Raw genomic sequence first — 19,638 nt, 5'->3', positions numbered from 1 at the left:
AACACCGGATGACGGTATCGTGGCGTGACGAGTGTCGCGTGTGGCTGCGCGGCCGGGGGTGAGTTCGATGGCGTTGGCATTGTTGATCGCGGGGATTTTCGCCGTTTTGGCGGGCCTCCTTGCGATCCTGTTCGGCTTCACCGTCAGGGAATTCAGTCTCGGCAGTACCCTCATAATCTCCGGCACCATCGGCGTCTGCTCCGGAATGTTACTGGCCGGCCTCTACGTCGTGGTCGCGGAATTGAAGGGCATGGCCCGCCGGCTCTCTGGATCAATCGCCCCATCCGACGTTCGGGTCAGGCCCGTGCTGCCAGGTCTCGGGATGGCTGGAACGCCTGCCCCCGCGCCTGAGCCGGGCGCAGAGAAGATGGAGCCGGCGCCGCCATTGCCGGCCGCAGGACCGCCCCCTTGGCAGAACGAAGCAGCCGCGCGCGAGCGTCCGCACGTCGAGCCTCCGCCACCGCCGGAAGCTCCGAGCCCGCCTGAGGTTCCCGAACCGCCGCGCCGGCGCAACCTGCTGTTCGCCTCGACCTCGCGCAAGGAGCGCGAGCGCGCGGAGGCGAAGACCGGCGAGAGCTTGCTGCCGCATGCCGAGCCGTCGGCGGAGCCTGCCGCCCCGGAGGCGCCGCCTGCGAGCTTTGACGACGCCTGGCCGAAGCCGGACCGTATGAGGCCTGCAGAGCCGCCGGCCGCCGCGCGGCGCCCGCCACCGCGCTCGCCGTCGACCTTCGCGGAGGCTACTCCGCCGCCCGCACCGGAGCCGGCGGCCGCGGCCGAACAGGCGCCCGTGACCGTGCTCAAATCCGGCATCGTCGACGGCATGGCCTATTCGCTCTATTCCGATGGCTCGATCGAAGCCCAGATGCCGGAGGGGATGATGCGCTTTGCCTCGATCGACGAGCTGCGCTCCCACCTTGACCAGCGGGGCGCTTGAAGAGCGGGCGCAGGCAAGTCTGGCGAAGGCAAGTAAAGCGCTGGCGTTCTTGTTGGTTCGTCAGTAAATCAGCCCATACGCCTCAGTTGTCCCATTTCAGCCAAACGTATTGTTGACACGGAATACTCTGACGTCGTCTCTCCCGTGAGACGCAAGGTGGAGAAAGGCGGGGCTGATGTCGGATGCCGGGGCTAAGAATTTCATTGAGCTGACGGCGGGCATCGTGTCGGCCTATCTCAGCAACAATCCGACGCCTGCGGCTGAGATTCCGAACCTGATCAGTCAGGTCCATGGCGCGCTGGTGCGCGTGTCGTCGGGCCGCACCGAGACGGTGCCGCTCGAGCCTGCAAAGCCGGCGGTCTCGCTGAAGAAGTCGATCGCGCCCGATTATCTGGTCTGTCTGGAAGACGGCAAGCGCTTCAAGTCGCTGAAGCGCCATCTGCGCACCCAGTACAACATGACGCCCGAGCAATATCGCGAGAAGTGGGGCCTGCCGGCCGACTATCCCATGGTCGCGCCGAACTATGCGGTGGCCCGCTCGCAGCTTGCGAAGCAGATGGGACTGGGACAGCAGCAGCGGAAGCGGAAGTAGAATTTCTACGATGCTTCCGCGAGCGCCTCTTTCGCGTCGGTCTTGATGCGCTCGACCATCGAGCGCAGGCCGTTGGAACGCTGCGGCGTCAGATGATCGCGAAAGCCGAACTCGTCGAACACGGCAATGGCGTCGGTCGCAAGAATCTCCTGCGGCGTGCGGCCGGAGTAAAGCGACAGCACGATCGCGACCAACCCGCGCACGATATGGGCGTCACTGTCGCCGCGATATGTCAGGATCGGTGCGCCGCCATCGCGATGATCGATCAGCTTCTGAAGCCAGACCTGGCTGACACAGCCATTCACCTTGTTCTCGGCCGAATGCTCGGCCTCGGACATCGGTTCCAGGGTGCGGCCGAGCTCGATGACATACCGATAGCGGTCGTCCCACTCGTCCAGAATCTCGAAATTGTCCCTGATTTCGTCGATCGTCGTCATGCTGGCCCAAAGTTCCCGTTCAGGCCAATATAGGGACGCAAAGCGCCGAAATCGATAGGGTTTGGGCGCTAATTCGCCGGTGCGAGCGCCGGGCCGCGCCATTCCAGCGCGAGGTCGTCCTGGGACAGGGTGTCGCGCGGCGCCTCGCTCGCAGCAAGATCGCCTTCGCCGGCCAGCGCGATCGAGCCGGTGTGGTCGGGCGCCTTCTTGTCGGGCTTCTCGAGCTGCTCTTTCTTGTCGTTGATGATCTGGTAGATCTTCTTCGCGCCGTCCTGCGCGCGTTGGCCGATGATGGTCGCGGCCTGTCCGCCGACCTCGCAGGCCGCCGGCTGGCGCTTGCAGAACTGGGTCATGTCGGAGACGGCCGCGGTCGCAGCCTGCACCGCGTCGGCAGCGCCGATCTGCGGCAGCTTGTCCGATTCGGGCGTCTTGTCCCGCGGCAGGAGCACCAGCACCAGCCCGAGCCAGAATGTGATGCGAAGCAGAAAGCGCATCTTGCGACCTGTATGTTAGATCCCGCCGCGGCGATCTCCACGGATGTCGGACCTAGCAACTCTCGATAAATCGCAAGTGATTGCCTTCCGCTTAATTCGCGGAAAATTGACTCAAGAATCTTTGCAATCGACGGTGTCGTAAATTTTCGATTGACCACCACGCCCGTGTTCTGCCGCCACGCCCGTCCACCATTTCGAAACCATGCGGATCACGGGGAAACCCTGTGTTCACCATCCTCGCCGATGACGTCGTCAAATCGTCTAAAAAGCCCTGCGACGACGGGGGAGCCGGCGGCGCGCCGCGCTGCCTTAGTGTTCGTTTAAGGTCGCTCTGACACGGTGGCTCAACGATAAGGAGGCGTTCCGGCGCGTCTTCCCGACGAATGAGCCGAAGCGCGAGACCCGTGACAGTTTTGAGTATCATCCGCGATTGTCTCGATGCGCTGCTGCATCCCTCCGCGCGTTACGACGCGCTGACGCGAGCGCGCCATCGTGCCTTCATGGCCCCGCGGCTGCTCGGCAGCCTGGCCGCCTTCGCCGCATTCCCGGTCTATCTCGCCATGCGCGGCGCGCCGAGCGCGATCGAGGTCGCAGCCTTCGCCTGGCTGATTGCGCCGATCCTGTTGTCCTGGTTCCTGTCGCGCACCGGCCGTTACGAAGGCGCGCATGTGCTGTCGTCGCTGGCGCTGTCGGGCCTGATCATGGCAGTTGCGGTGACGACCGGCGGCATCGAATCATTCGCCGCGATCTGGCTGGTCGTGGTTCCCCTCGAAGCTGCGCTGTCGGCCTCGCGCCGCGTCGCGGCCTTTGCCTCGCTGCTGGCGCTGTCGTGCGCCGGCATCCTGATCCTCGTCAGCCAGCTCGGCTGGCTGCCGATTGGCGACACCAGCGCTGCGGAACGCAGCGTGCTGATGGCGTTCGGCGTCGCCTCGGCGACGCTCTATGCCGCAGGTCTGGCCTTCGGTGCGGAATCGCTTGCGCGCACCAGCATTGCGCTGCTGTTGCGTGAGGAAGAGCGTTACCGCCTCCTGGCGCGGAATATGAGCGATGTCATCTCGCGGCATCAGCGCAACGGCGCGGTGCAGTTCATTTCACCGGCGGTGGAAGCCATGCTCGGCGTGCCCGTCGCGCAACTGCTCGGCCACAGCCTGTTCGATCGCGTCCATGTCGCCGATCGGCCGGCGTATCTGACGGCGCTGTCCGATGCCGCGCGCGGCGACGTGCGCAGCGTCGAGTTCCGGTTGCGCCGGGAGCGGGCCGGCTCGGAGCGCGGCCAGGTTGATTTCATCTGGGTCGAGATGCGCTGCCGCCCGCTCGATCAGCATATGGGCCGTGATGCCACGCGCGAGGCCGATGTCGTCGCCGTGATGCGCGATGTTACCGACCGCAAGCTCTCCGAGCAGGCGTTCGATCAGGCGCGCAGCGCTGCAGAGGCGGCGGACGCCGCCAAGACGCGCTTCCTCGCCACCATGAGCCATGAGCTGCGCACGCCGCTCAACGCCATCATCGGCTTCTCCGAGATGATCACGCAGGAGCAGACCTTGATGCTGGGCGCAGCCCAGCGGAGGGAATACGCCCAGCTCATCAACGATTCCGGCCAGCATCTGCTCTCGGTCGTCAACGGCATCCTGGACATGTCCAAGATGGAATCGGGCAATTTCGAGATGGCATCGGAACCGTTCGCGCCGCGTGCATCATTGATGCATTGCTGCAATCTGCTGGCGCTGAAGGCGCGAGAGAACGGCGTCGATCTCGTCACCGATGCGCCGCAGGACCTGCCTGTCATGACCGGCGATCCGCGCGCCTTCAAGCAGATCGTGCTCAACCTCGTCGCCAACGCCGTCAAGTTCACCGAGCGCGGCGGTCAGGTCACCGTCACAGCCGCGGTCTCGGGCTCGCAGCTTGCGCTGCGTGTCAGCGACACCGGTATAGGCATCGCGCCTGACGATCTCAAGCGCATCGGCGCGCCGTTCTTCCAGGCCGGCAAGACCTATCAGCGTCGTCACGAAGGCACCGGCCTCGGACTTTCGATCGTGAAGAGCCTGGTGGCGTTGCATCTCGGTGAATTGACGGTACAAAGCAGGCTCGGCGAGGGCACTGCTGTCACCGTCAAGCTGCCGCTGGTCTACACGCCGCAGGCCAAGACGTCTGATATGAAGACTTCTGATGGCAAGATGTCCGACAGCAGGGCGAGCGAGAGCAAGATCGCGACCTTGACGCCGGTGCTGCGCCAGGAACTTCAGAACCACGAACTTCAGGATCACGAACTTCAGGACCATCCTCACGACCAAGTTCAGGACCAACCCGCTCTGGTGAAGAAAAGTGCCTAAGAAGTCTGCCAAGGACCAAGCCGCTCCGCGCCGCCGTGGCGCCAAGGCCGCGATCATCGATGTCGAGACCGAGCGCAATCTCGTGCTGCGCGTGCTGCTGCATAGCCCCAAGGATACGCTGGCCGGTCTCGTCGCCGTCGCCGCCATCGGCGCGATCGTTGCCAATGCGCTGTTCCTGCAGACCGGCCGGCACCCGGCGCCGATGTTCGGCACCGTGATCAATCTTCCCGCACCGTCGTCCATGGCGCTGTCGAACCCCTTGCCCCGTCCGCGTCCCGTCGGCGCCGATACCTCGCCGCTCGAGCCGAGAGCGACGGAGTTTCGTGCCGAGCCCAGACCTGCCGAGCCCAGATCTGCAGACAAGCCGCCGGAGAGGCCCGTCGAGGCGACTGCATCGACGCCGCGCTCGGGCGATCCCATGACCAATCTGGTCAAGCAAACGATTGCGGCGCCGCCGTCCGTCGCGCGTCCGCCGGCGCCGATCCCCTTGCAGCAGGGCCCGGCCGCGCGGCGCATCGCCGGCGTGCAGCGCGCTCTCTCCGAATACGGCTACGGGAATTTGAAGATCACCGGCGCGATGGGCGCCGAGACCCAGTCCGCGATTCAGAAATTCGAGCGCGAGCACAAGATGCAGGTCACCGGCCAGCTGTCCGACCGCCTGCTCCGCGAGCTCGGCGCCGCGATCGGCCACCCCGTCGAATAGTCGTCACTGTTGTGCGAAGGCTGGTGCTGATTGCCGCGCTGTCCTATCGTGGCCTCCATGCGTTTGAAATCAAATATCTGGGTCTCAGCCTATTTGCGCCGGTGCCAGACCGAGGGCGTGTACGGCGCGGTGCGTCGTCGCGGCGCGGAGGAGGCGGGTGCGGTGTTCGTGAAGGTCTCGTTGCTCGACGGCAACGCGATGCTCTATGTGCCCGCGCCGCAGACCTCTTATGACGACGGTCGGCCGGTTGATCGCTTCTTCGTGCCGCTTGCGCCGCAGCCGATGCCGGAGCCGGTGGTGGAGGAGCGTCTGACCAAGGAGATCCGCTTCGACTCCGACATCTGGATCGTCGAGACTGAAGACCGCGCCGGGCGGCATTTTCTCGAATTGGCGAAGGCCTAACGATCCGATCCGTCGGTCCCCGTCCGCACCGCGGGCGCGGAGCCGGGCTGCACGCCCGGGCGCGTCTGGCTTGCGCCCATGCGCGCGCGCTGGCGCTCGCTGTCGTGCAGCGACGGCTGGTACTTGGCACGGGTGACGGCGAGCGTCGAGCCGCGCCAGGCGGCGAGCATTACCAGCGCCGCGCGGTCGCTGAGACGATCGTAAAGCCGCGACAGCCGGTACACGTCGGTCACGGAGTTGCCGATCTCCGGCTTGAAGAACAGCAGGATGCGCTGGAACACCGGGCTTGGCATGTCGAGTGCGCGCGCGGCGACCGCGAGCGCTTCGCCGCTTGCATCGTCGACGATCTGGGCTGCGACGCGCGAGGGCAGGATCAGGCTGTCGCCGAGCTCGAAGGTGAAATTCTCGACATCGCCCGCGATCGCCGCCATCTCGAGGATCTGGATCGCGCGCTTGGCGCGGACTGTCGGAATCCGCGGCGCGGCCTTCAGCGGCGTCTCCGCCAGATTGTGCAGGATCAGCGCGCGCTCGGCGGCGCCGGCGCGGAAGAACATGTCGTGGATATCGGCCGCGTCCGTTGGCTGCATCGCCATGTTCGAGGCCATGCGCAGCTCGGCGTCGGTTGGCGTGCGAACCGGCAAGGGGGCAGGAGCGGGGGCCGGGACGGGCGCCGGGATTTCGCGCGCGAGCGGAACCCTGCGGCCCTCCTGCGCGGCCGACAGTCCGAGCTTCTGCATGATCGGCGCGGGCGTCGACGGATAGATCGCAAGCCGCGCCTTGACGGCCGCGCGCGTCGCGTCGTCGACCTGGTCGATTAGTCGTGTGGCGAGCTCGACGAACTGGCGCTGCTCGTCGTCGCTATGGGTGCTCGACTGGACATAGAGGTCGGTCAGCACGCGCAGCAGCGTCGGACGAACATCGACGCCTTCGCGACGGGAGAGGGTCATCAGCCCGTCGAATCCTGGAAACAACGACTTGGTCATGGAGAGATACGCGACCTGGAAGAGATACTCGCCGTCAGCCTATCGCGGGCTCCTTTAAAGGCTCGTTAAGGAAAACGAGGCGTGAAGCCGAACGGGCAATTTGAAGCGTTCTCGTGCCGCAACGGGACGGCGGATCCCGCCCGTGCGGTTACGGTCCCGTCGGCACGTTTACACCCCGTTAACCATGAACTGATCTTAATGATCTCCATGTTGCAGAGGCGCGCCGGGTCGCGCGGCAATTGAAGAGAGCTGATATGGGGACCATCATCGAATTTCCGGCCGGTCGCCGGGTGAGCGCGTCGGGGGACGTGGCTCCGCGCGCGGACATGGGCACGATTTTGATCCTTCCTGTGATCCGCATCGAGCGTGAGAGCGACGAAACCAGCGGCGATCACGGGCCGGAGCAGGGCACAGCGCCGGGGCGCCGTCGTCGTCGCCGCTAGCCTTCGGCCTTTGCAATGCCGGAGAACCTCCGCCAGATCCGGCCCGTTGTAACGGCCATCATGCTCGCAGTGCTGGGCGCGACGCTTGCCGCCTGTAGTGGCGGCGATTTCGGCCGGACCCGCGCCGATATGCGCAGCGACGACATGCATCGCTGGCTGGGCGCGGAAGTCACCTCCAGCGTCGGCCTGAAGCCATCCCAATTCCAGCTCACCGACGAGGAGCGCCAGCTTCGCGACCTCGCTTATCCCCTGATCGAGCCGCCGCTGTCGCGGCCCGCCTGGAAGAGCGTGTTCGGCGACTACAAGGCGCTGCCCTCGCCCTGGCGACAAAAGATCGTGTTCGATCGCACCATGTATGGTCGCACGCTGATCGACGAGCCGCACCGTTCGCATTCTTCGCGCTATACGCAGCTGATGGAGGACGTGCGCAACGACATCACCCGCTTCGAGCCGTTCTTCGCCTCCGCGATCCGCGTCATCGATCTCGACAAGAAGCGCAATGCCAGCATGGCGCGCGTCTCCTCCCTCTCGCCGAAGGAGAAGGAGGACGCGGTCGAGCGCATGCAGGAGAACTCGCTGATCATCCAGTGGGTGCAGCAGTGCCTCGAGCAGCGCGTCTCGTCCTATCGCTGGGGGCTGGAGCGGCTGGTGATCCAGGCGCCCGACGGCATGGCCGCCGATGCCGACCGCCTGATCGGCGAACTCGCCGCCCAGACCGCCAACCCGCCGGTCGCGGCCCAGCCGCCCTACGGCCGCGCGGTGGTCTCGAAAGGCTGATCGTTTCTAGGGTTGATCATTTTCGGCAGCGCGCCGACGCTTGATTGCGTCGGTTAAGCGCGCTGCTTCAGCAGCTTCCCGACAAAATCCTTCAGCGCATCGTGTGCTCGTCAACGCTGCCCGTCGTGCACGGAGATCGCGGATGCCGCAAGGCCGCCGATGCGCGCGTGAGGGCGGCCGCCGGTCGCCATCACGAGACCGAAGGCGATCTCGTCGCGCCGTGGTGAATCCCATAGCGTCATCTCTGCGGTGCCGAAATGGCTGCGGACATAGGCGGCGTGAATGTGCCCGAGCGGGACCATGAGCCGCGTGCCCGGACCGCCGATGGTCTTCGCCGCCGGGACGATTGCCTTGGGCTGACCGAGCACCTCGCGCATGCCCTGGCCGCCGGCCTCGTGCCAGACCGCGCCGTGCTCGAGCTCGCCGTCCTCGCCGACGATGATGCCCTTGCCATAGGCTTCGATCTGCGCGGCGCCGCCGAGCTGCGCGATCAGCCGCGTTGCAAGCTCGCGCCCGAGCTCGCGCAAGGATGCCTGAAACGGCATCAGGTCAGGTTCGAAGCGGCGCGCGAAGGGATTGCGGATCACCGCGACGGCCGTTCCGACCATCAGCGGCTTCTCCCGCCGGGGACCGCGCTCGTGCCAGATGGTCTCGACGCTGAGCGCGGTCTTGCGGATGTCATGGGACACGTCTTGGGCCACCTCTTGGGACGACAAGTCTTGGGACGACAAGTCTTGGGACGACATGCGCAGGCTCTATGCTTCGTCGACGACGGGATTGCGCAGCACGCCGATGTTCTCGATCTCGACCTCGACCACGTCGCCGGGCTTGAGGAAGACAGGCGGCTTGCGGGTGAAGCCGACGCCGGCCGGCGTGCCGGTGGCGATGACGTCGCCGGGGACGAGATCGAAGATGGTCGAGCTGTACTCGATCAGCCGCGGGATCGAGAAGATCAGCATCGAGGTGTCGGACGACTGCACCACCGCGCCGTTGACGCGCGTCTCGAGCTTCAGCTTGGTGGGATCGCCGATTTCGTCCGGCGTCACCAGCCATGGTCCGAACGGGCCGGTGCCGACGAAGTTCTTGCCGGAGGCGATCTGCTGGGCGTGGCGCTGCCAGTCGCGCACGCTGACGTCGTTGTAAATCGAGTAGCCCGCCACGTGATCCCAGGCGTCGGCCTGGCTGATGTGACGGCCGCCCTTGCCGATGACGACAGCCATCTCGCCCTCCCAGTCGAAATTGTCCGAGACCTTCGGCCGGATCACCGGCGCGTCGTGCGCGACCTGGGAGCGCCAGACCCGGAGGAAGATCGGCGGAAATTCCGTGATCTCGCGCTTCATGCCGAACGCCACGGCTTCATTGTGGTGGTCGAGATAATTGCGCACGGCGCAGACGATCTTTTCCGGACGCGGGATCACCGGCAGATATTTGACGTCGCTCAGCGCCATCGTGGGCTTGTGCCCGGCGACGATGGCCTCGCGCCGCGCATAGTCGTCGCTGCCGAGGAAGTCCGCGAGAACAGGGTACTGGGGCAGGGCGCGACCGAGATCCACGACGCCATTTTCGACAACGGCGCCCCAGCTTTCCCGATTTCCGTCCAAGAACGACAGCAGCTTCATGGTCACGCCTCAAAGGTTGGCATTTTCGATCTTGTCTATTATTTTCGAAAATGGAGCGGCGCGCAAGCCCACGGCGGTAAAAAGCCGTTGCCGCCTATTCGATATCGAGCAGATGCGCGGCGTAGGTTGCCACGTTGTCGGCGGTCGAGCGGATATGCGTCTCGATCAGCTGCACAGCGAGATCCGGATTGCGCGAGATGGCGGCCTGCATGATCGCCTGGTGCTCGCCGGCCTTGTCGCGCGGACGCGGCCGGAAATTGGCCGAGAGATGCCGATAGCGCTCGGCGCGATCGAACAGCTCGGCGCGAATGGCGAGCAGTGTCGCCGAGCCGCAGGCGGAGACCAGCGCCTGGTGGAATTGGCGGTGGGCGATCTTCCATTCGGGATCGCGCAGCGGATGTTCGGGATCGCGCTGCTCGATTCGCTTCAATCTATGCAGTGTGGAGATGACGGCGATTTCCCAATCGTCGTCGCCCCGCTCGATCGCGCGGCGGATCAATTCCACCTCGATCAGCACCCGCGCATCGGTGACCTCCACCAGATCCTGGCGGCTGACCGGCGCTACGCGAAATCCGCGCTGCTCCTGCGCGTCGACCAGGCCTTCGGCCGTAAGCGCCGTCAGCGCCTCGCGCAGCGTCGTGAAACTGACGCCGAATCGTTCGCGCAGGACGTCGAATCGCAGCGGCTCGCCCGGCGCCAGGCCGCAGGCAATGATCTCCGCGCGCAGCCGATGGGTGATGTCGGCGGCAACGGTCTTGCCGAATTCCTTGCGGGGGCGAATGGCGCTTTCGGACATGGTTTCTGTCATTGAATCGATGGCTCAACATGCCGCGCCAACGAGCAACTTGCAATAATTTTCGTAATCGGTATCATTTTCGAAAATACGGCTTGGGAGGCGTGTGACATCATGAGAGCGGTGCTGGTGCGTCAGCCGGGTGGGCCGGATGCACTCGAATTGGTCGAGCTTCCGGTGCCTGTGCCCGGACCCGGCCAGGTGCAGATCCGCGCCGAAGCGTTCGGCGTCGGGCAGCCCGATGTGCTGATCCGGCGTGGCGTCTACAAATGGATGCCGCCGCTGCCGGCCAATCCCGGCAACGACGTCGCCGGCCGCATTGCCGCGCTCGGGCCTGGCATCGAGGGCTTTGCGATCGGCCAGAAGGTGCTGCTGAGCGCGCGCGATCTGTCGCAGCGCGGCGGTTGCTACGCCGATTATGTGGTCGCGCCCGCGGACGCCATTCACGTGCTGCCCGACAATGTCGATCTGCAAGCGGCCGTGTGCCTGTCGAACTACCAGGTCGCTTACGCGCTGCTGAACGAGTGCCGCCATCCGCGCGCACCGGCGAGGGTGCTGGTGATCGGAGCTGCCGGTGGTGTCGGCACCTCGCTGGTGCAGCTTGCCAAGCTCGCGCAGATGAATGTCATCGGCACGGTCTCCACCGACGAGAAGGCCGCGTTTGCGCGGAGCAACGGCGCCGATGAAATCATCTTCTATCGCCGCGAAGACGTGGTGGCGCGGACCCGCGAGCTGACCAATGGCGAGGGCGTTGGCCTCGTGCTCGATCACGTCTGTGGGCCCGAGTTCACCGGCTATCTCGGCGCGCTCGGCAAATGGGGGACGCTGCTGTCGTACAACGCCTTCGCCGGATTGCCGGAAGAAAACCTGATGGCGGCGATGCGCGACCATCTCGACATCTGCCCGGCGATACGCTGCTTCTCCTTCCACATCTACGACCACGATCGCGACGGGCGTCGCGCGCTCATGCGCAACGTGATCGAGGCGCTGAGCCGCAATGCGATCAAGCCGGCGATCTCGGCGGTCCTGAAACTCGACGAGGTCAGGCAGGCCCACACGCTGCTCGAGCAGGGCTCCGCGCTCGGCAAGATCATCATGACGCCATGAGGGGGTGGATTGCACGATGACGACACAAGCACCCATTGCACGCTTCACCCGGCTGCGGCATGCGAGCTTCGCCTCGCCCGATCCCGAGCGGCTGCTCGACTATTACCGCGCCGTGATCGGTCTTGGCCTCGTCGGCCGCGACGGCAACCGCATCTTCCTCGCCAACGATGCCGAGCAGCTTTCGCTGGTGATCGAACCCGGCGATGCGGCGCTGACGAGCATCGCCTTCGAGATAGCTCCTGATGTCCAGATCGAGGCGCTCGGCGCCGCGCTGAAGCAGGCCGATCTGCGGCCCGAGCTGCATAGCGATCCCCTGCCTGGCGTTTCCAGGCTGCTGTCGTTCAGCGATCCCGAAGGCACGCGCTTCGAGTTGATCCAGGGCTGGAAGCCGACGCCCGCGCAGGAGCGGATCGGTGCGCTTGCCGTCAGCAAGCTCGGCCATGTCGCGCTTGGCACGCCCGATCCGCGCGCTGCCTCTGAGTTCTACGCGAACATGATGGGCCTGCGGGTTTCCGACTGGATCGAGGATCGCTTCGTGTTCATGCGCAGCGGCTTCGAACATCACACGCTGAACTTCGCCCGCGCGCCCGTCCGTGGCCTGCATCATGTCGCGTTCGAGCTGCGTGGTGCCGCCCACATGCACGCAGCCTGCGATCATCTGGCGCGGCACAAGCTGCCGGTTCTCTGGGGGCCGGTTCGTCATGGCCCCGGCCATAACACGGCGATCTACCACCGCAACCCCGACGGGCATGTGGTCGAGCTGTTCTTCGATCTCGACCGCATGACCGACGAGGCGCTCGGCTATTTCGAACCGCGTCCCTGGCATCGCGATCGACCGCAGCGGCCAAAAGTCTGGGTCGGTCTGCCGCGCGACGTCTGGGGCATGCCGCCATCGCCTGAATGCACGGAGTTCGCCCGCTAGCGGATTCAAACTCGACTTGAAGAACGCCGCCTCGTCGCGGCCAACGATAGAACAATCAAAAGGGAGGACGCATCCATGCGAAGGATGAAGCGGCTTGCTGCGGCGATTTTTCTGTTTGGCGGTTGTCTCGCAACCACTTCGGCGTCGGCGGACAATTATCCGTCGCGCCCGATCCGGCTGCTTCATGGATTTGCCGCCGGCGGCGCGGCCGACACGCTGTCGCGCATCATCGCCGACGGGCTCTCGAAAAAGCTCGGGCAGCCGATCATCGTCGAGGCCAAGCCTGGCGCCGGCGGCAACATCGCCGCGGATGCCATCGCGAAGGCGGCGCCCGACGGCTACACGATCGGGCTCGTCACCGGCGCTCACGCCATTTCCGCGGCGACCTACAAGAGTCTCGCCTACCAGCCGGCCGAGAGCTTCGAGATGATCTCGACGCTGGTCTATTACGCGCTCGTCATCGCTGTGCGTAGCGATTATCCGGCAAAATCGCTGGGCGAACTCGTCGCCATGGCAAAGCAGAAGCCCGGTGCGCTCTCCTTCGGATCGGTCGGTTTCGGCAGCACGCACCATCTTGCAGGAGAGCTGTTGAACGCAGCCGCCAGCGTCGAGATCGTGCACGTGCCCTATCGCGGCGATTCTCAAGCGGTCACTGCGCTGCTCGGCGGAGAGGTTCCGGTGATCGTCGGCACGCCGGTGCTGCTCGCCGCGCAGATCCAGGGCGGTGCGATCCGCGGCCTGGCGGTGACCTCGCCGACGCGCACCGCATTGTTGCCCGACGTGCCGACGGTTCAGGAAGCCGGTATCAAGGGATATGACGTGCGCACCTGGGCCGGCCTGCTGGCCCCGAAGGGAACGCCGCCCGCCATCATGGCCGCACTCAACGCGGCGACGCTCGACGCACTCAGGGATCCCGACCTCAAGCAGCGTCTGGAGACCGCTGTCGGCGGCGAGGTTCGCGGCAGCTCGCCGGAGGAGATGAAGCAGCTGATCGAGACCGAGATCAGCAAATGGACCGGCGTGGTGGAGCGGGCGAAGATCCCGAAGATCTGATCCCAATAGGACAGGGATTTCGTAAGCCTATCGCGCCTCGACCACCTCGCCATCCTCCTTCACGAACCGGCCGATGGGCTGGTCCAGGAGGTCGATGACGGCTTCCGAGGGACGGCACAGGCGTGTGCCCTTGGGGGTCACCACGATCGGACGGTTGATCAGGATGGGGTGCGCGAGCATCTGGTCGATCAGCTCGTCGTCGGACCATTTGGGATCGTCGAGGCCGAGCTCCTTGTAAGGCGTGCCTTTCTCGCGCAGTAGCGCGCGAACGGAGATGCCGAGGGCCTTGACGAGCTCGACCAGTGTTTCGCGGGATGGCGGCGTCTTCAGATATTCGATCACGTCCGGATCGACGCCGCTCTGCCGGATCATCGCCAGCGTGTTGCGCGAGGTGCCGCAGGCGGGGTTGTGATAGATCGTGACGCTCATCGGGTGGTCTCCGCGATTGGGATGGGGCCGCGCGCCTGGGGCCGTCCGAGCAGCCAGTTCATCAACAGCATGGCAGCAAAGGCTCCGCAGAGCTCCGCGAGAATAAATCCGGGCAGGTCGGCGGGACGTATGCCCGAGAACGTGTTTGTCAGCGACCTCGCGATCGCCACGGCCGGATTGGCGAATGAGGTCGAGGCCGTGAACCAATAGGCCGCGGTGATATAAAGGCCGACCAGCCAGGAGACGGCGGTGCGCTGAAACCGGATGCCGGCCAGGATCGTCGCGACCAGACCGAAAGCGGCGACGGCTTCGGCGAACCATTGCGCTCCCCCGGTTCGCACCTTCGCCGAGAAATCGAGCAGCGGCAGTCCGAACATCAGATGCGCCGCCACCGTTCCCGCGATGCCGCCGGCGATCTGCGCGACGACGTAAAGTGCGGCGTCGTTCACCGGCAGCTCGCGCTTGCCGGTGAAGATGAGGGTCACTGCCGGATTGAAGTGCGCGCCGGAGATCGGTCCCAGCACGGTGATCAGGACGACCAGAATGGCGCCGGTCGGCAACGTATTGCACAGAAGCGCCAACGCGACATCCTTGGTCAGCGTCTCCGCCATGATGCCGGAGCCGACCACCGTGGCGACGAGAATGCCCGTGCCGAGCGCCTCGGCCGCGAGGCGGCGCGGAAGATCGAACTGATCAGGCACGGCTTCGCTCCTTTCGTCTCGGCTTGCAGCAGGCTTGCAGGGTTTCGATGACCGGCTCGCAGACTTCCGGCCGTCCGCCGCAGCAATCGCGCAGCAGGAAAACCGCGACGTCGCGAAATTCGCCGAGGTTGGCGCGGTAGACGATCGAGCGGCTGTGCCGTTCGGAGGTGACGAGGCGTGCGCGCGTCAGGGTCGACAGATGCGCCGAGAGTGTGTTCTGGGGGACCTCCAACAGCCGGGCGAGATCGCCGGCCGCTAGGCCGTCGGGCTCGTGCCGGACCAGCGTCCGGAAGGCCTCCAGCCGAGTCGACTGGGCCAGGGCGGCGAGGGCGAGGACGGCTTCTTCGGTTTCCATATATCCAGACTTATGGAAGTACGGAGGCTCCGTCAATCTGAATCCAAAGCGGGTCACTGGCGCACTATTTCGAATCTTCTAGAAGAATCGTTGACGGCGCGGACCAGCGGGTGCATCATGGCGGCCATGAAGATCGATGACGCAGCAACACGCCTCGAAGCCTTGGGCAACCGGACGCGACTTCAGATCTATCGTGCCCTGGTGCGGGCAGGGCACAAGGGCATGCCCGTCGGCCGCTTGCAGGACAAGCTGAAGATACCGGCGTCGACGTTGTCGCATCACATCAAGACCCTGGTCTCGGTCGGGCTCGTCAGCCAGGTGCGGGAATCGACGACGCTGATCTGCCACGCGAACTTCGAGGCCATGCGGGGCCTGGTCGATTTCCTGGCGGCGGAGTGCTGCGCGGACGAAGTCGGATGCAAGACGACGCAAACGGCGGCGTGATTTTTTTACAAATTATTCCATAATTCTAGAAATATGGGAGAAGTGGAATGAACGCTAAGACGGTCGCCATCATCGGGGCAGGGCCGGTCGGCCTCGCCGCGGCCGCGCATGTGCTTGAACGCGGCATGTCCCCCGTCGTGCTGGAGGCCGGACCAGAGGCGGGGCACGCGGTGCGCCAGTGGCAGCAGGTCCAGCTCTTCTCGCCGTGGGAGTACAACATCGACAAGGCCGCGGCGCGCCTGCTCGCGCCGACGGGATGGAATTCGCCGGACCCGAGCGCCTATCCGACCGGCGGCGAGCTGATCGATCGATATTTGACGCCGCTTGCGACGCGAACGCCACTGCGCGAGGTGATCCGGACATCCAGCCGCGTCTCGGCCATCAGCCGCGTCGGCTTCGACAAGGCCAAGACGAAGGGACGTGAGCAGGCGCCGTTCGAAATCCGCTACCAGAACGGCAAAGGTCCCGACGTGCTGCGCGCGGATGCCGTGATAGACACATCAGGCACATGGTTCTCGCCCAATCCCGCCGGAGGCAATGGTCTGCCCGCGATCGGCGAGCGTGAATGCGCCGGCCACATCGCCTATGGCATGCCCGATGTCCGTGGTGCCGGCCGCGCCAGATATGCCGGCAAGACCGTTGCGGTGCTCGGCGCCGGCCACTCCGCGGTGGGCACGCTGATCGATCTCGTGCATCTCGCGGGCGAGGTGCCGGGGACGCAAGCGATCTGGCTGTTGCGCGGCGCCGATCCCGCCAAGGCGTTTGGCGGCGGCCGGAATGACAAGCTCGCTGCCCGCGGAGAGCTCGGCAGCGCCTTCGCCGCGCTCGTTGTCGCCGGGAAGATCAGGGTCGAAACGGAATTCGCCGTCACGCATCTGTCGGACTCCGAAGGCCGCCTCGAGATCGCGGCCGGCTCGGGTTGCGGTGCGCGAAGCGTGATCGTGGACGAGCTGATCGTCTCGACCGGATTTCGTCCCGACTTTTCGTTCCTGTCCGAATTGCGCCTGCGGCTCGATCCCGCCATCGAAGCGCCGGTCGCCCTGGCGCCGCTGATCGATCCCAACGAGCACAGCTGCGGCACGGTGCGCCCGCACGGCGCGCGCGAGCTCGCGCACGATGAGCCGGGTTTCTACATGGCGGGCATGAAATCGTATGGCCGCGCGCCGACCTTTCTCATGATGACAGGGTATGAGCAGGTGCGCTCGATTGCAGCCGATCTCGCCGGCGACAAGAAAGCCGCCGCAAGGGTGGAGCTCGTGCTGCCGGAGACCGGCGTCTGCTCGCGCGGCGGCGTCGAAGCCGCCGGAGCCGCATCAGGATGTTGCGGTGGGCCGGCGAAGCAGGAACCGACGGCCTGTTGCGCCGACGACGAAGCGGCGAAGAAGGCCGGCGCTTCGGGGTGCGGTTGTTCATGAAGTTGGGTCTTGCAGCTGCAGCCGGAGAGTTGCCCATTGTGGTTGGTGCGCCGTGTCGGCTCGGGGGCGGGAGGACAGCATTCGTAACTTGAGCGGGCGGTCTCTGATCGCGGTGATGTGCATCGGCCAGGTCGGCAATCTGCTGCCGCATGTGACACTGTCCGCGAATCTGGCGCAGCATCTGATGCCGGCGTGGGGGCTTTCCGCGGCCGAAGGCGGCTTGATGGCGAGCGGTTACGCGTTCGGCTACATGCTCGCCGTGCCCGTGCTGACGACGTTGACCGACCGGATCGACGCGCGGCTCGTCCTGCTCTGGGGCTCGATCGTCAGCGGGCTGGCGACCGCAGCGTTCGGACTCTTCGCGCAAGGGTTTTGGTCCGCGACCGCGATCTGGTCCCTGGCAGGGCTTGGATTTGCCGGCGCCTACATGCCGGGCTTGAAGGCGCTGACGGACCGGCTTCCCCCCGGCGACACCTCGCGCGCCGTCACGCTGTACACGTCGAGCTTCTCGGTCGGCGTCGGCCTCTCGTTCCTGGTCGCGCAAGTGATCGCCGACCGCTGGGGATGGCGGACCGCCTTCCTTGTCACCGGCTTTGGACCTATCGCAATGGTCGTCGCGTGCCTTCTGATGCAGGCGCAGCGGCCCGCGCCGAAGACGGGACGCCTCTTGAACTTCGCGCCCGTCTTCGCCAACCGCGAGGCGCTCGGATACATCTTCGGCTACGGCGCTCATTGCTTCGAGCTCTACGGCATCCGCACCTGGCTGGTCGGGTTCTGGACCTTCGTCGTCGCCCACCAAGGCGCGCCGTCATGGTTGAGCCCCGTCGTGCTGAGCTTCTGCTTCGCGGTGATCTCGATGCCGGCCAGCATCCTCGGCAACGAGGCCGCGCTGAAGTTCGGCCGCCATCGCGCGATCAAGGTCGTGATGATCGCGTCGGCCTGCGTCGCGCTCATCATCGGCCTCAACGCGACAGCGCCGGCATGGGTGCTCGCGCTGCTGCTGCTTGCCTATGGCCTGACCGTGCCGGCGGATTCGGGCGCATTGACCGCCGGCATGTCGGCCGCGGCTGTCTCCGAACATCGCGGCGCGACCCTGGCCCTGCATTCGACGGTCGGCTTCGGCCTGTCGGCGGTCGGCGCCTGGGGCACCGGCGCCGCGCTCGACGCAGCCGGCGGCCCGCAGAGCGCGACCGGCTGGCTCTTGGCATTCAGCGTCCTCGCGGCTGGTATCGCGTTGGGTCCATTCGCGCTGCTGTGGGCGCGGAAGGGCCAGTCTGCTCGGGCGCAGTCGATGTGAGGTCGCGCAATTCTATTCGGCAGTGGAAAATCGATCGAGGCGCAATCGATGGCGATGATCGGTGAGAAGGCGAGCGCCTCCCATCACGGCAGCGAGCGTTCCCAATCCCGTCCCGCCGGCGATCAAGAACATGATCAAGAGCTGATACTTGACGGCGTCGATGGGTTCGACGCCTGCAAGGATTTGGCCGGTCATCATCCCCGGCAAAGAGACAAGGCCGATCGCAGCCATGCTGTTCATGATTGGCATGAAGCCGCTTCTCAATGCGTCCCGCAGGACCGGCAGCAACGCCTGATACCGGGTACCGCCAAGAGCAAGGCAAGCTTCGACAGCGGCCCGTTCGCGCACCAGGCTATTCGTCAGCACGTCCAGGCCCAGGCTTATTCCCGTCATGGTGTTGCCCAGGATCATGCCCAACAATGGCAGCGCATAGCGCGGATGATACCACGGATCCGGGCGTAGCTCCGTCAGAAGCGCGAACATCGTGACGGTCCCGGCCGCGAGCAACATGCATCCCGCTCCTAAGCCATAGCTCCAGATACCCGGCAGGCGTCGCTTTTGCCGAGCGACGATTTCCCGTGATGCGAAGAGAACCATGATGAAGGCGGCGAGGGCGGTCCAGAGCGGCGACACCGCGGCGAACAGGAACGTCAGTACGTATCCGACGAGCACCAGCTGAAGCACCATCCGCACGGTGGCGATGGCCAGTTGCTTTTCAAGCTTGAGGCGGAGAGCAAGCGAGAGAGCGCCGTCCATGACGACAAGGAGCGCGGGCAGAATCAAATCGCCGTATGCCAAGTGAATGTAACTCACGGCCGATTTTCCTCGATTCCACCGTCGACATTCATCACAAGGACCCGCGACCCGACGCGGCGGGCCTGGGCGTTGTCGTGAGTGCTCCAAACGACGCTCGTTCCATTCGAAATGCGTTCCGCGATCAAGGATTCCACGGCCGCCGTTGATGCCGAATCGAGGGCCGATGTCGGCTCGTCCAGGAGAAGAACCCGCGACCGCAGCATCAGCGCCCGCACCAGCCCCAGCCGTTGTCGCTCGCCAGTCGAAAGTCTTTGGATCGGCCAGGGACCGCAACTGCACGGCAACCCCAGTCTCGTGACCAATGGTAAGGCATCATCCCAGCCGCTGAAGTGATCTTGCACGGTCTCTGACCACCAGCCCGGCTCGGCAGCGACATAAGTCACTCGCTTGCGCCAGGCCGGGGCGGGCATCGCCTCCCTGAGCGTTCCGTCCAGTTCGACCATTCCTGCGTTGGGATCGAGATCCGCGATCGAGCGAAGGAGCTGGGTCTTGCCTACGCCGGAGGCCCCTTGCAGGGCGACGCATTCGCCGTCCTGCAAGTCGAATGAAACGGAGATGTGCAAGCGCTTGAGCGCGCGGACCGAGAGCATGT

At 65.3% G+C, this 19,638-nt stretch carries 24 protein-coding genes; 13 read left to right on the top strand and 11 right to left on the bottom strand.

Annotated features, from left to right (window positions below):
• Window positions 1-67: 67 nt before the first annotated feature.
• Window positions 68-934 (top strand): DUF308 domain-containing protein, encoded by an 867-nt coding sequence (locus AC0L20_RS25200; protein WP_473293423.1) that lies wholly within the window; start codon window positions 68-70, stop codon window positions 932-934.
• Window positions 935-1,109: 175 nt separating this feature from the next.
• On the top strand, window positions 1,110-1,526 hold the full coding sequence (locus AC0L20_RS25195) for a Ros/MucR family transcriptional regulator (RefSeq protein ID WP_027569063.1): 417 nt from the start codon (window positions 1,110-1,112) through the stop codon (window positions 1,524-1,526).
• A gap of 5 nt (window positions 1,527-1,531) precedes the next feature.
• On the opposite strand, the gene AC0L20_RS25190 is transcribed toward AC0L20_RS25195, so the two are convergent.
• Window positions 1,532-1,963: a SufE family protein gene (locus AC0L20_RS25190; RefSeq protein ID WP_007608201.1), complete on the bottom strand. Its 432-nt coding sequence runs from the start codon at window positions 1,961-1,963 to the stop codon at window positions 1,532-1,534.
• Window positions 1,964-2,031: 68 nt separating this feature from the next.
• Window positions 2,032-2,457, bottom strand: coding sequence for a DUF5330 domain-containing protein (locus AC0L20_RS25185; protein ID WP_473293420.1), 426 nt, complete (start codon window positions 2,455-2,457; stop codon window positions 2,032-2,034).
• Window positions 2,458-2,840: 383 nt separating this feature from the next.
• Between AC0L20_RS25185 and AC0L20_RS25180 the strand changes: the two genes are divergently transcribed.
• The 3 genes from AC0L20_RS25180 to AC0L20_RS25170 are packed head-to-tail and all read left to right on the top strand — an operon-like array spanning window position 2,841 to window position 5,892.
• Window positions 2,841-4,787 carry a PAS domain-containing sensor histidine kinase gene (locus tag AC0L20_RS25180; protein WP_473293418.1) on the top strand — a complete coding sequence of 649 codons (1,947 nt, stop codon included), beginning with the start codon at window positions 2,841-2,843 and terminating at the stop codon, window positions 4,785-4,787.
• Window positions 4,780-5,490, top strand: coding sequence for a peptidoglycan-binding domain-containing protein (locus tag AC0L20_RS25175; RefSeq protein ID WP_473293416.1), 711 nt, complete (start codon window positions 4,780-4,782; stop codon window positions 5,488-5,490). Before AC0L20_RS25180 ends, AC0L20_RS25175 begins: the two co-directional genes overlap by 8 nt.
• Window positions 5,491-5,547: 57 nt before the next feature.
• Complete coding sequence (locus AC0L20_RS25170) at window positions 5,548-5,892, top strand: DUF1491 family protein (protein ID WP_473293414.1); 345 nt, start codon at window positions 5,548-5,550, stop codon at window positions 5,890-5,892.
• Here AC0L20_RS25170 and AC0L20_RS25165 read toward each other — a convergent pair.
• Window positions 5,889-6,875, bottom strand: coding sequence for a DUF2336 domain-containing protein (locus AC0L20_RS25165; protein WP_473293412.1), 987 nt, complete (start codon window positions 6,873-6,875; stop codon window positions 5,889-5,891). The two genes, AC0L20_RS25170 and AC0L20_RS25165, sit on opposite strands and share 4 nt — an antisense overlap.
• A gap of 254 nt (window positions 6,876-7,129) precedes the next feature.
• On the opposite strand from AC0L20_RS25165, the gene AC0L20_RS25160 reads away from it, so the two are divergent.
• Together AC0L20_RS25160 and AC0L20_RS25155 are read left to right on the top strand one after the other, a co-directional pair.
• The gene (locus AC0L20_RS25160) at window positions 7,130-7,318 is read left to right on the top strand and encodes a hypothetical protein (protein WP_027516916.1); all 189 of its coding nucleotides are present in this window, start codon (window positions 7,130-7,132) and stop codon (window positions 7,316-7,318) included.
• Window positions 7,319-7,333: 15 nt separating this feature from the next.
• On the top strand, window positions 7,334-8,095 hold the full coding sequence (locus tag AC0L20_RS25155; protein ID WP_085395547.1) for a hypothetical protein: 762 nt from the start codon (window positions 7,334-7,336) through the stop codon (window positions 8,093-8,095).
• A gap of 110 nt (window positions 8,096-8,205) precedes the next feature.
• Here AC0L20_RS25155 and AC0L20_RS25150 read toward each other — a convergent pair whose 3' ends face one another.
• The 3 genes from AC0L20_RS25150 to AC0L20_RS25140 form a co-directional block, all read right to left on the bottom strand.
• Complete coding sequence (locus AC0L20_RS25150; RefSeq protein ID WP_473293410.1) at window positions 8,206-8,784, bottom strand: amino acid synthesis family protein; 579 nt, start codon at window positions 8,782-8,784, stop codon at window positions 8,206-8,208.
• A 66-nt stretch (window positions 8,785-8,850) separates the two neighbouring features.
• Window positions 8,851-9,714: a fumarylacetoacetate hydrolase family protein gene (locus tag AC0L20_RS25145; protein WP_473293408.1), complete on the bottom strand. Its 864-nt coding sequence runs from the start codon at window positions 9,712-9,714 to the stop codon at window positions 8,851-8,853.
• 94 nt (window positions 9,715-9,808) lie between these two features.
• Window positions 9,809-10,510, bottom strand: a complete 702-nt coding sequence (locus tag AC0L20_RS25140; RefSeq protein ID WP_473293406.1) for a GntR family transcriptional regulator — start codon at window positions 10,508-10,510, stop codon at window positions 9,809-9,811.
• A gap of 111 nt (window positions 10,511-10,621) precedes the next feature.
• Between AC0L20_RS25140 and AC0L20_RS25135 the strand changes: the two genes are divergently transcribed.
• The 3 genes from AC0L20_RS25135 (at window position 10,622) to AC0L20_RS25125 (ending at window position 13,589) form a co-directional block, all read left to right on the top strand.
• The gene (locus AC0L20_RS25135; protein ID WP_473293404.1) at window positions 10,622-11,614 is read left to right on the top strand and encodes a zinc-dependent alcohol dehydrogenase family protein; all 993 of its coding nucleotides are present in this window, start codon (window positions 10,622-10,624) and stop codon (window positions 11,612-11,614) included.
• A gap of 16 nt (window positions 11,615-11,630) precedes the next feature.
• Complete coding sequence (locus AC0L20_RS25130) at window positions 11,631-12,536, top strand: VOC family protein (RefSeq protein ID WP_473293402.1); 906 nt, start codon at window positions 11,631-11,633, stop codon at window positions 12,534-12,536.
• 75 nt (window positions 12,537-12,611) lie between these two features.
• The gene (locus AC0L20_RS25125) at window positions 12,612-13,589 is read left to right on the top strand and encodes a tripartite tricarboxylate transporter substrate binding protein (protein WP_473293400.1); all 978 of its coding nucleotides are present in this window, start codon (window positions 12,612-12,614) and stop codon (window positions 13,587-13,589) included.
• 27 nt (window positions 13,590-13,616) lie between these two features.
• Here the strand turns inward: AC0L20_RS25125 and arsC are convergent, their stop codons facing one another.
• The 3 genes from arsC to AC0L20_RS25110 are packed head-to-tail and all read right to left on the bottom strand — an operon-like array spanning window position 13,617 to window position 15,074.
• Entirely contained in the window at window positions 13,617-14,018 is a 402-nt protein-coding gene (gene arsC, locus AC0L20_RS25120; protein WP_473293398.1) for an arsenate reductase (glutaredoxin), read from the bottom strand.
• Complete coding sequence (locus AC0L20_RS25115; protein ID WP_473293396.1) at window positions 14,015-14,719, bottom strand: aquaporin; 705 nt, start codon at window positions 14,717-14,719, stop codon at window positions 14,015-14,017. The genes arsC and AC0L20_RS25115 overlap by 4 nt, the downstream gene beginning before the upstream one ends.
• Complete coding sequence (locus tag AC0L20_RS25110; RefSeq protein ID WP_473293394.1) at window positions 14,712-15,074, bottom strand: ArsR/SmtB family transcription factor; 363 nt, start codon at window positions 15,072-15,074, stop codon at window positions 14,712-14,714. Before AC0L20_RS25110 ends, AC0L20_RS25115 begins: the two co-directional genes overlap by 8 nt.
• A gap of 126 nt (window positions 15,075-15,200) precedes the next feature.
• Between AC0L20_RS25110 and AC0L20_RS25105 the strand changes: the two genes are divergently transcribed.
• From AC0L20_RS25105 to AC0L20_RS25095, 3 genes are all read left to right on the top strand, one after another.
• Complete coding sequence (locus tag AC0L20_RS25105) at window positions 15,201-15,518, top strand: ArsR/SmtB family transcription factor (RefSeq protein WP_473293533.1); 318 nt, start codon at window positions 15,201-15,203, stop codon at window positions 15,516-15,518.
• Between the two features lie 47 nt (window positions 15,519-15,565).
• A complete protein-coding gene (locus tag AC0L20_RS25100; protein ID WP_473293392.1) occupies window positions 15,566-16,933 on the top strand; it encodes an NAD(P)-binding domain-containing protein in 1,368 nt (455 codons plus the stop codon).
• 115 nt (window positions 16,934-17,048) lie between these two features.
• Entirely contained in the window at window positions 17,049-18,230 is a 1,182-nt protein-coding gene (locus tag AC0L20_RS25095) for an MFS transporter (protein ID WP_473293532.1), read from the top strand.
• A 12-nt stretch (window positions 18,231-18,242) separates the two neighbouring features.
• Here the strand turns inward: AC0L20_RS25095 and AC0L20_RS25090 are convergent, their stop codons facing one another.
• Both AC0L20_RS25090 and AC0L20_RS25085 read right to left on the bottom strand, forming a co-directional pair.
• The gene (locus tag AC0L20_RS25090) at window positions 18,243-19,043 is read right to left on the bottom strand and encodes an ABC transporter permease (RefSeq protein ID WP_473293390.1); all 801 of its coding nucleotides are present in this window, start codon (window positions 19,041-19,043) and stop codon (window positions 18,243-18,245) included.
• A complete protein-coding gene (locus AC0L20_RS25085) occupies window positions 19,040-19,636 on the bottom strand; it encodes an ABC transporter ATP-binding protein (protein WP_473293388.1) in 597 nt (198 codons plus the stop codon). The genes AC0L20_RS25090 and AC0L20_RS25085 overlap by 4 nt, the downstream gene beginning before the upstream one ends.
• Between the last annotated feature and the right edge of the window lie 2 nt (window positions 19,637-19,638).

This window comes from Bradyrhizobium sp. Kon58, assembly GCF_055807455.1.
This window is presented reverse-complemented; position numbering and strand designations above follow the sequence as displayed.

Excerpts from the sequence above, each read along its gene's own strand:
- AC0L20_RS25110 (WP_473293394.1), bottom strand. The coding sequence starts at position 15,074 with ATGGAAACCGAAGAAGCCGTCCTCGCCCTCGCCGCCCTGGCCCAGTCG.
- AC0L20_RS25125 (WP_473293400.1), top strand. The coding sequence starts at position 12,612 with ATGCGAAGGATGAAGCGGCTTGCTGCGGCGATTTTTCTGTTTGGCGGT.
- AC0L20_RS25130 (WP_473293402.1), top strand. The coding sequence starts at position 11,631 with ATGACGACACAAGCACCCATTGCACGCTTCACCCGGCTGCGGCATGCG.
- AC0L20_RS25085 (WP_473293388.1), bottom strand. The coding sequence starts at position 19,636 with ATGCTCTCGGTCCGCGCGCTCAAGCGCTTGCACATCTCCGTTTCATTC.
- AC0L20_RS25185 (WP_473293420.1), bottom strand. The coding sequence starts at position 2,457 with ATGCGCTTTCTGCTTCGCATCACATTCTGGCTCGGGCTGGTGCTGGTG.
- AC0L20_RS25200 (WP_473293423.1), top strand. The coding sequence starts at position 68 with ATGGCGTTGGCATTGTTGATCGCGGGGATTTTCGCCGTTTTGGCGGGC.
- arsC (WP_473293398.1), bottom strand. The coding sequence starts at position 14,018 with ATGAGCGTCACGATCTATCACAACCCCGCCTGCGGCACCTCGCGCAAC.
- AC0L20_RS25165 (WP_473293412.1), bottom strand. The coding sequence starts at position 6,875 with ATGACCAAGTCGTTGTTTCCAGGATTCGACGGGCTGATGACCCTCTCC.
- AC0L20_RS25145 (WP_473293408.1), bottom strand. The coding sequence starts at position 9,714 with ATGAAGCTGCTGTCGTTCTTGGACGGAAATCGGGAAAGCTGGGGCGCC.
- AC0L20_RS25135 (WP_473293404.1), top strand. The coding sequence starts at position 10,622 with ATGAGAGCGGTGCTGGTGCGTCAGCCGGGTGGGCCGGATGCACTCGAA.
- AC0L20_RS25140 (WP_473293406.1), bottom strand. The coding sequence starts at position 10,510 with ATGTCCGAAAGCGCCATTCGCCCCCGCAAGGAATTCGGCAAGACCGTT.
- AC0L20_RS25160 (WP_027516916.1), top strand. The coding sequence starts at position 7,130 with ATGGGGACCATCATCGAATTTCCGGCCGGTCGCCGGGTGAGCGCGTCG.
- AC0L20_RS25105 (WP_473293533.1), top strand. The coding sequence starts at position 15,201 with ATGAAGATCGATGACGCAGCAACACGCCTCGAAGCCTTGGGCAACCGG.
- AC0L20_RS25095 (WP_473293532.1), top strand. The coding sequence starts at position 17,049 with ATGTGCATCGGCCAGGTCGGCAATCTGCTGCCGCATGTGACACTGTCC.
- AC0L20_RS25180 (WP_473293418.1), top strand. The coding sequence starts at position 2,841 with ATGAGCCGAAGCGCGAGACCCGTGACAGTTTTGAGTATCATCCGCGAT.
- AC0L20_RS25170 (WP_473293414.1), top strand. The coding sequence starts at position 5,548 with ATGCGTTTGAAATCAAATATCTGGGTCTCAGCCTATTTGCGCCGGTGC.
- AC0L20_RS25195 (WP_027569063.1), top strand. The coding sequence starts at position 1,110 with ATGTCGGATGCCGGGGCTAAGAATTTCATTGAGCTGACGGCGGGCATC.
- AC0L20_RS25155 (WP_085395547.1), top strand. The coding sequence starts at position 7,334 with ATGCCGGAGAACCTCCGCCAGATCCGGCCCGTTGTAACGGCCATCATG.
- AC0L20_RS25190 (WP_007608201.1), bottom strand. The coding sequence starts at position 1,963 with ATGACGACGATCGACGAAATCAGGGACAATTTCGAGATTCTGGACGAG.
- AC0L20_RS25100 (WP_473293392.1), top strand. The coding sequence starts at position 15,566 with ATGAACGCTAAGACGGTCGCCATCATCGGGGCAGGGCCGGTCGGCCTC.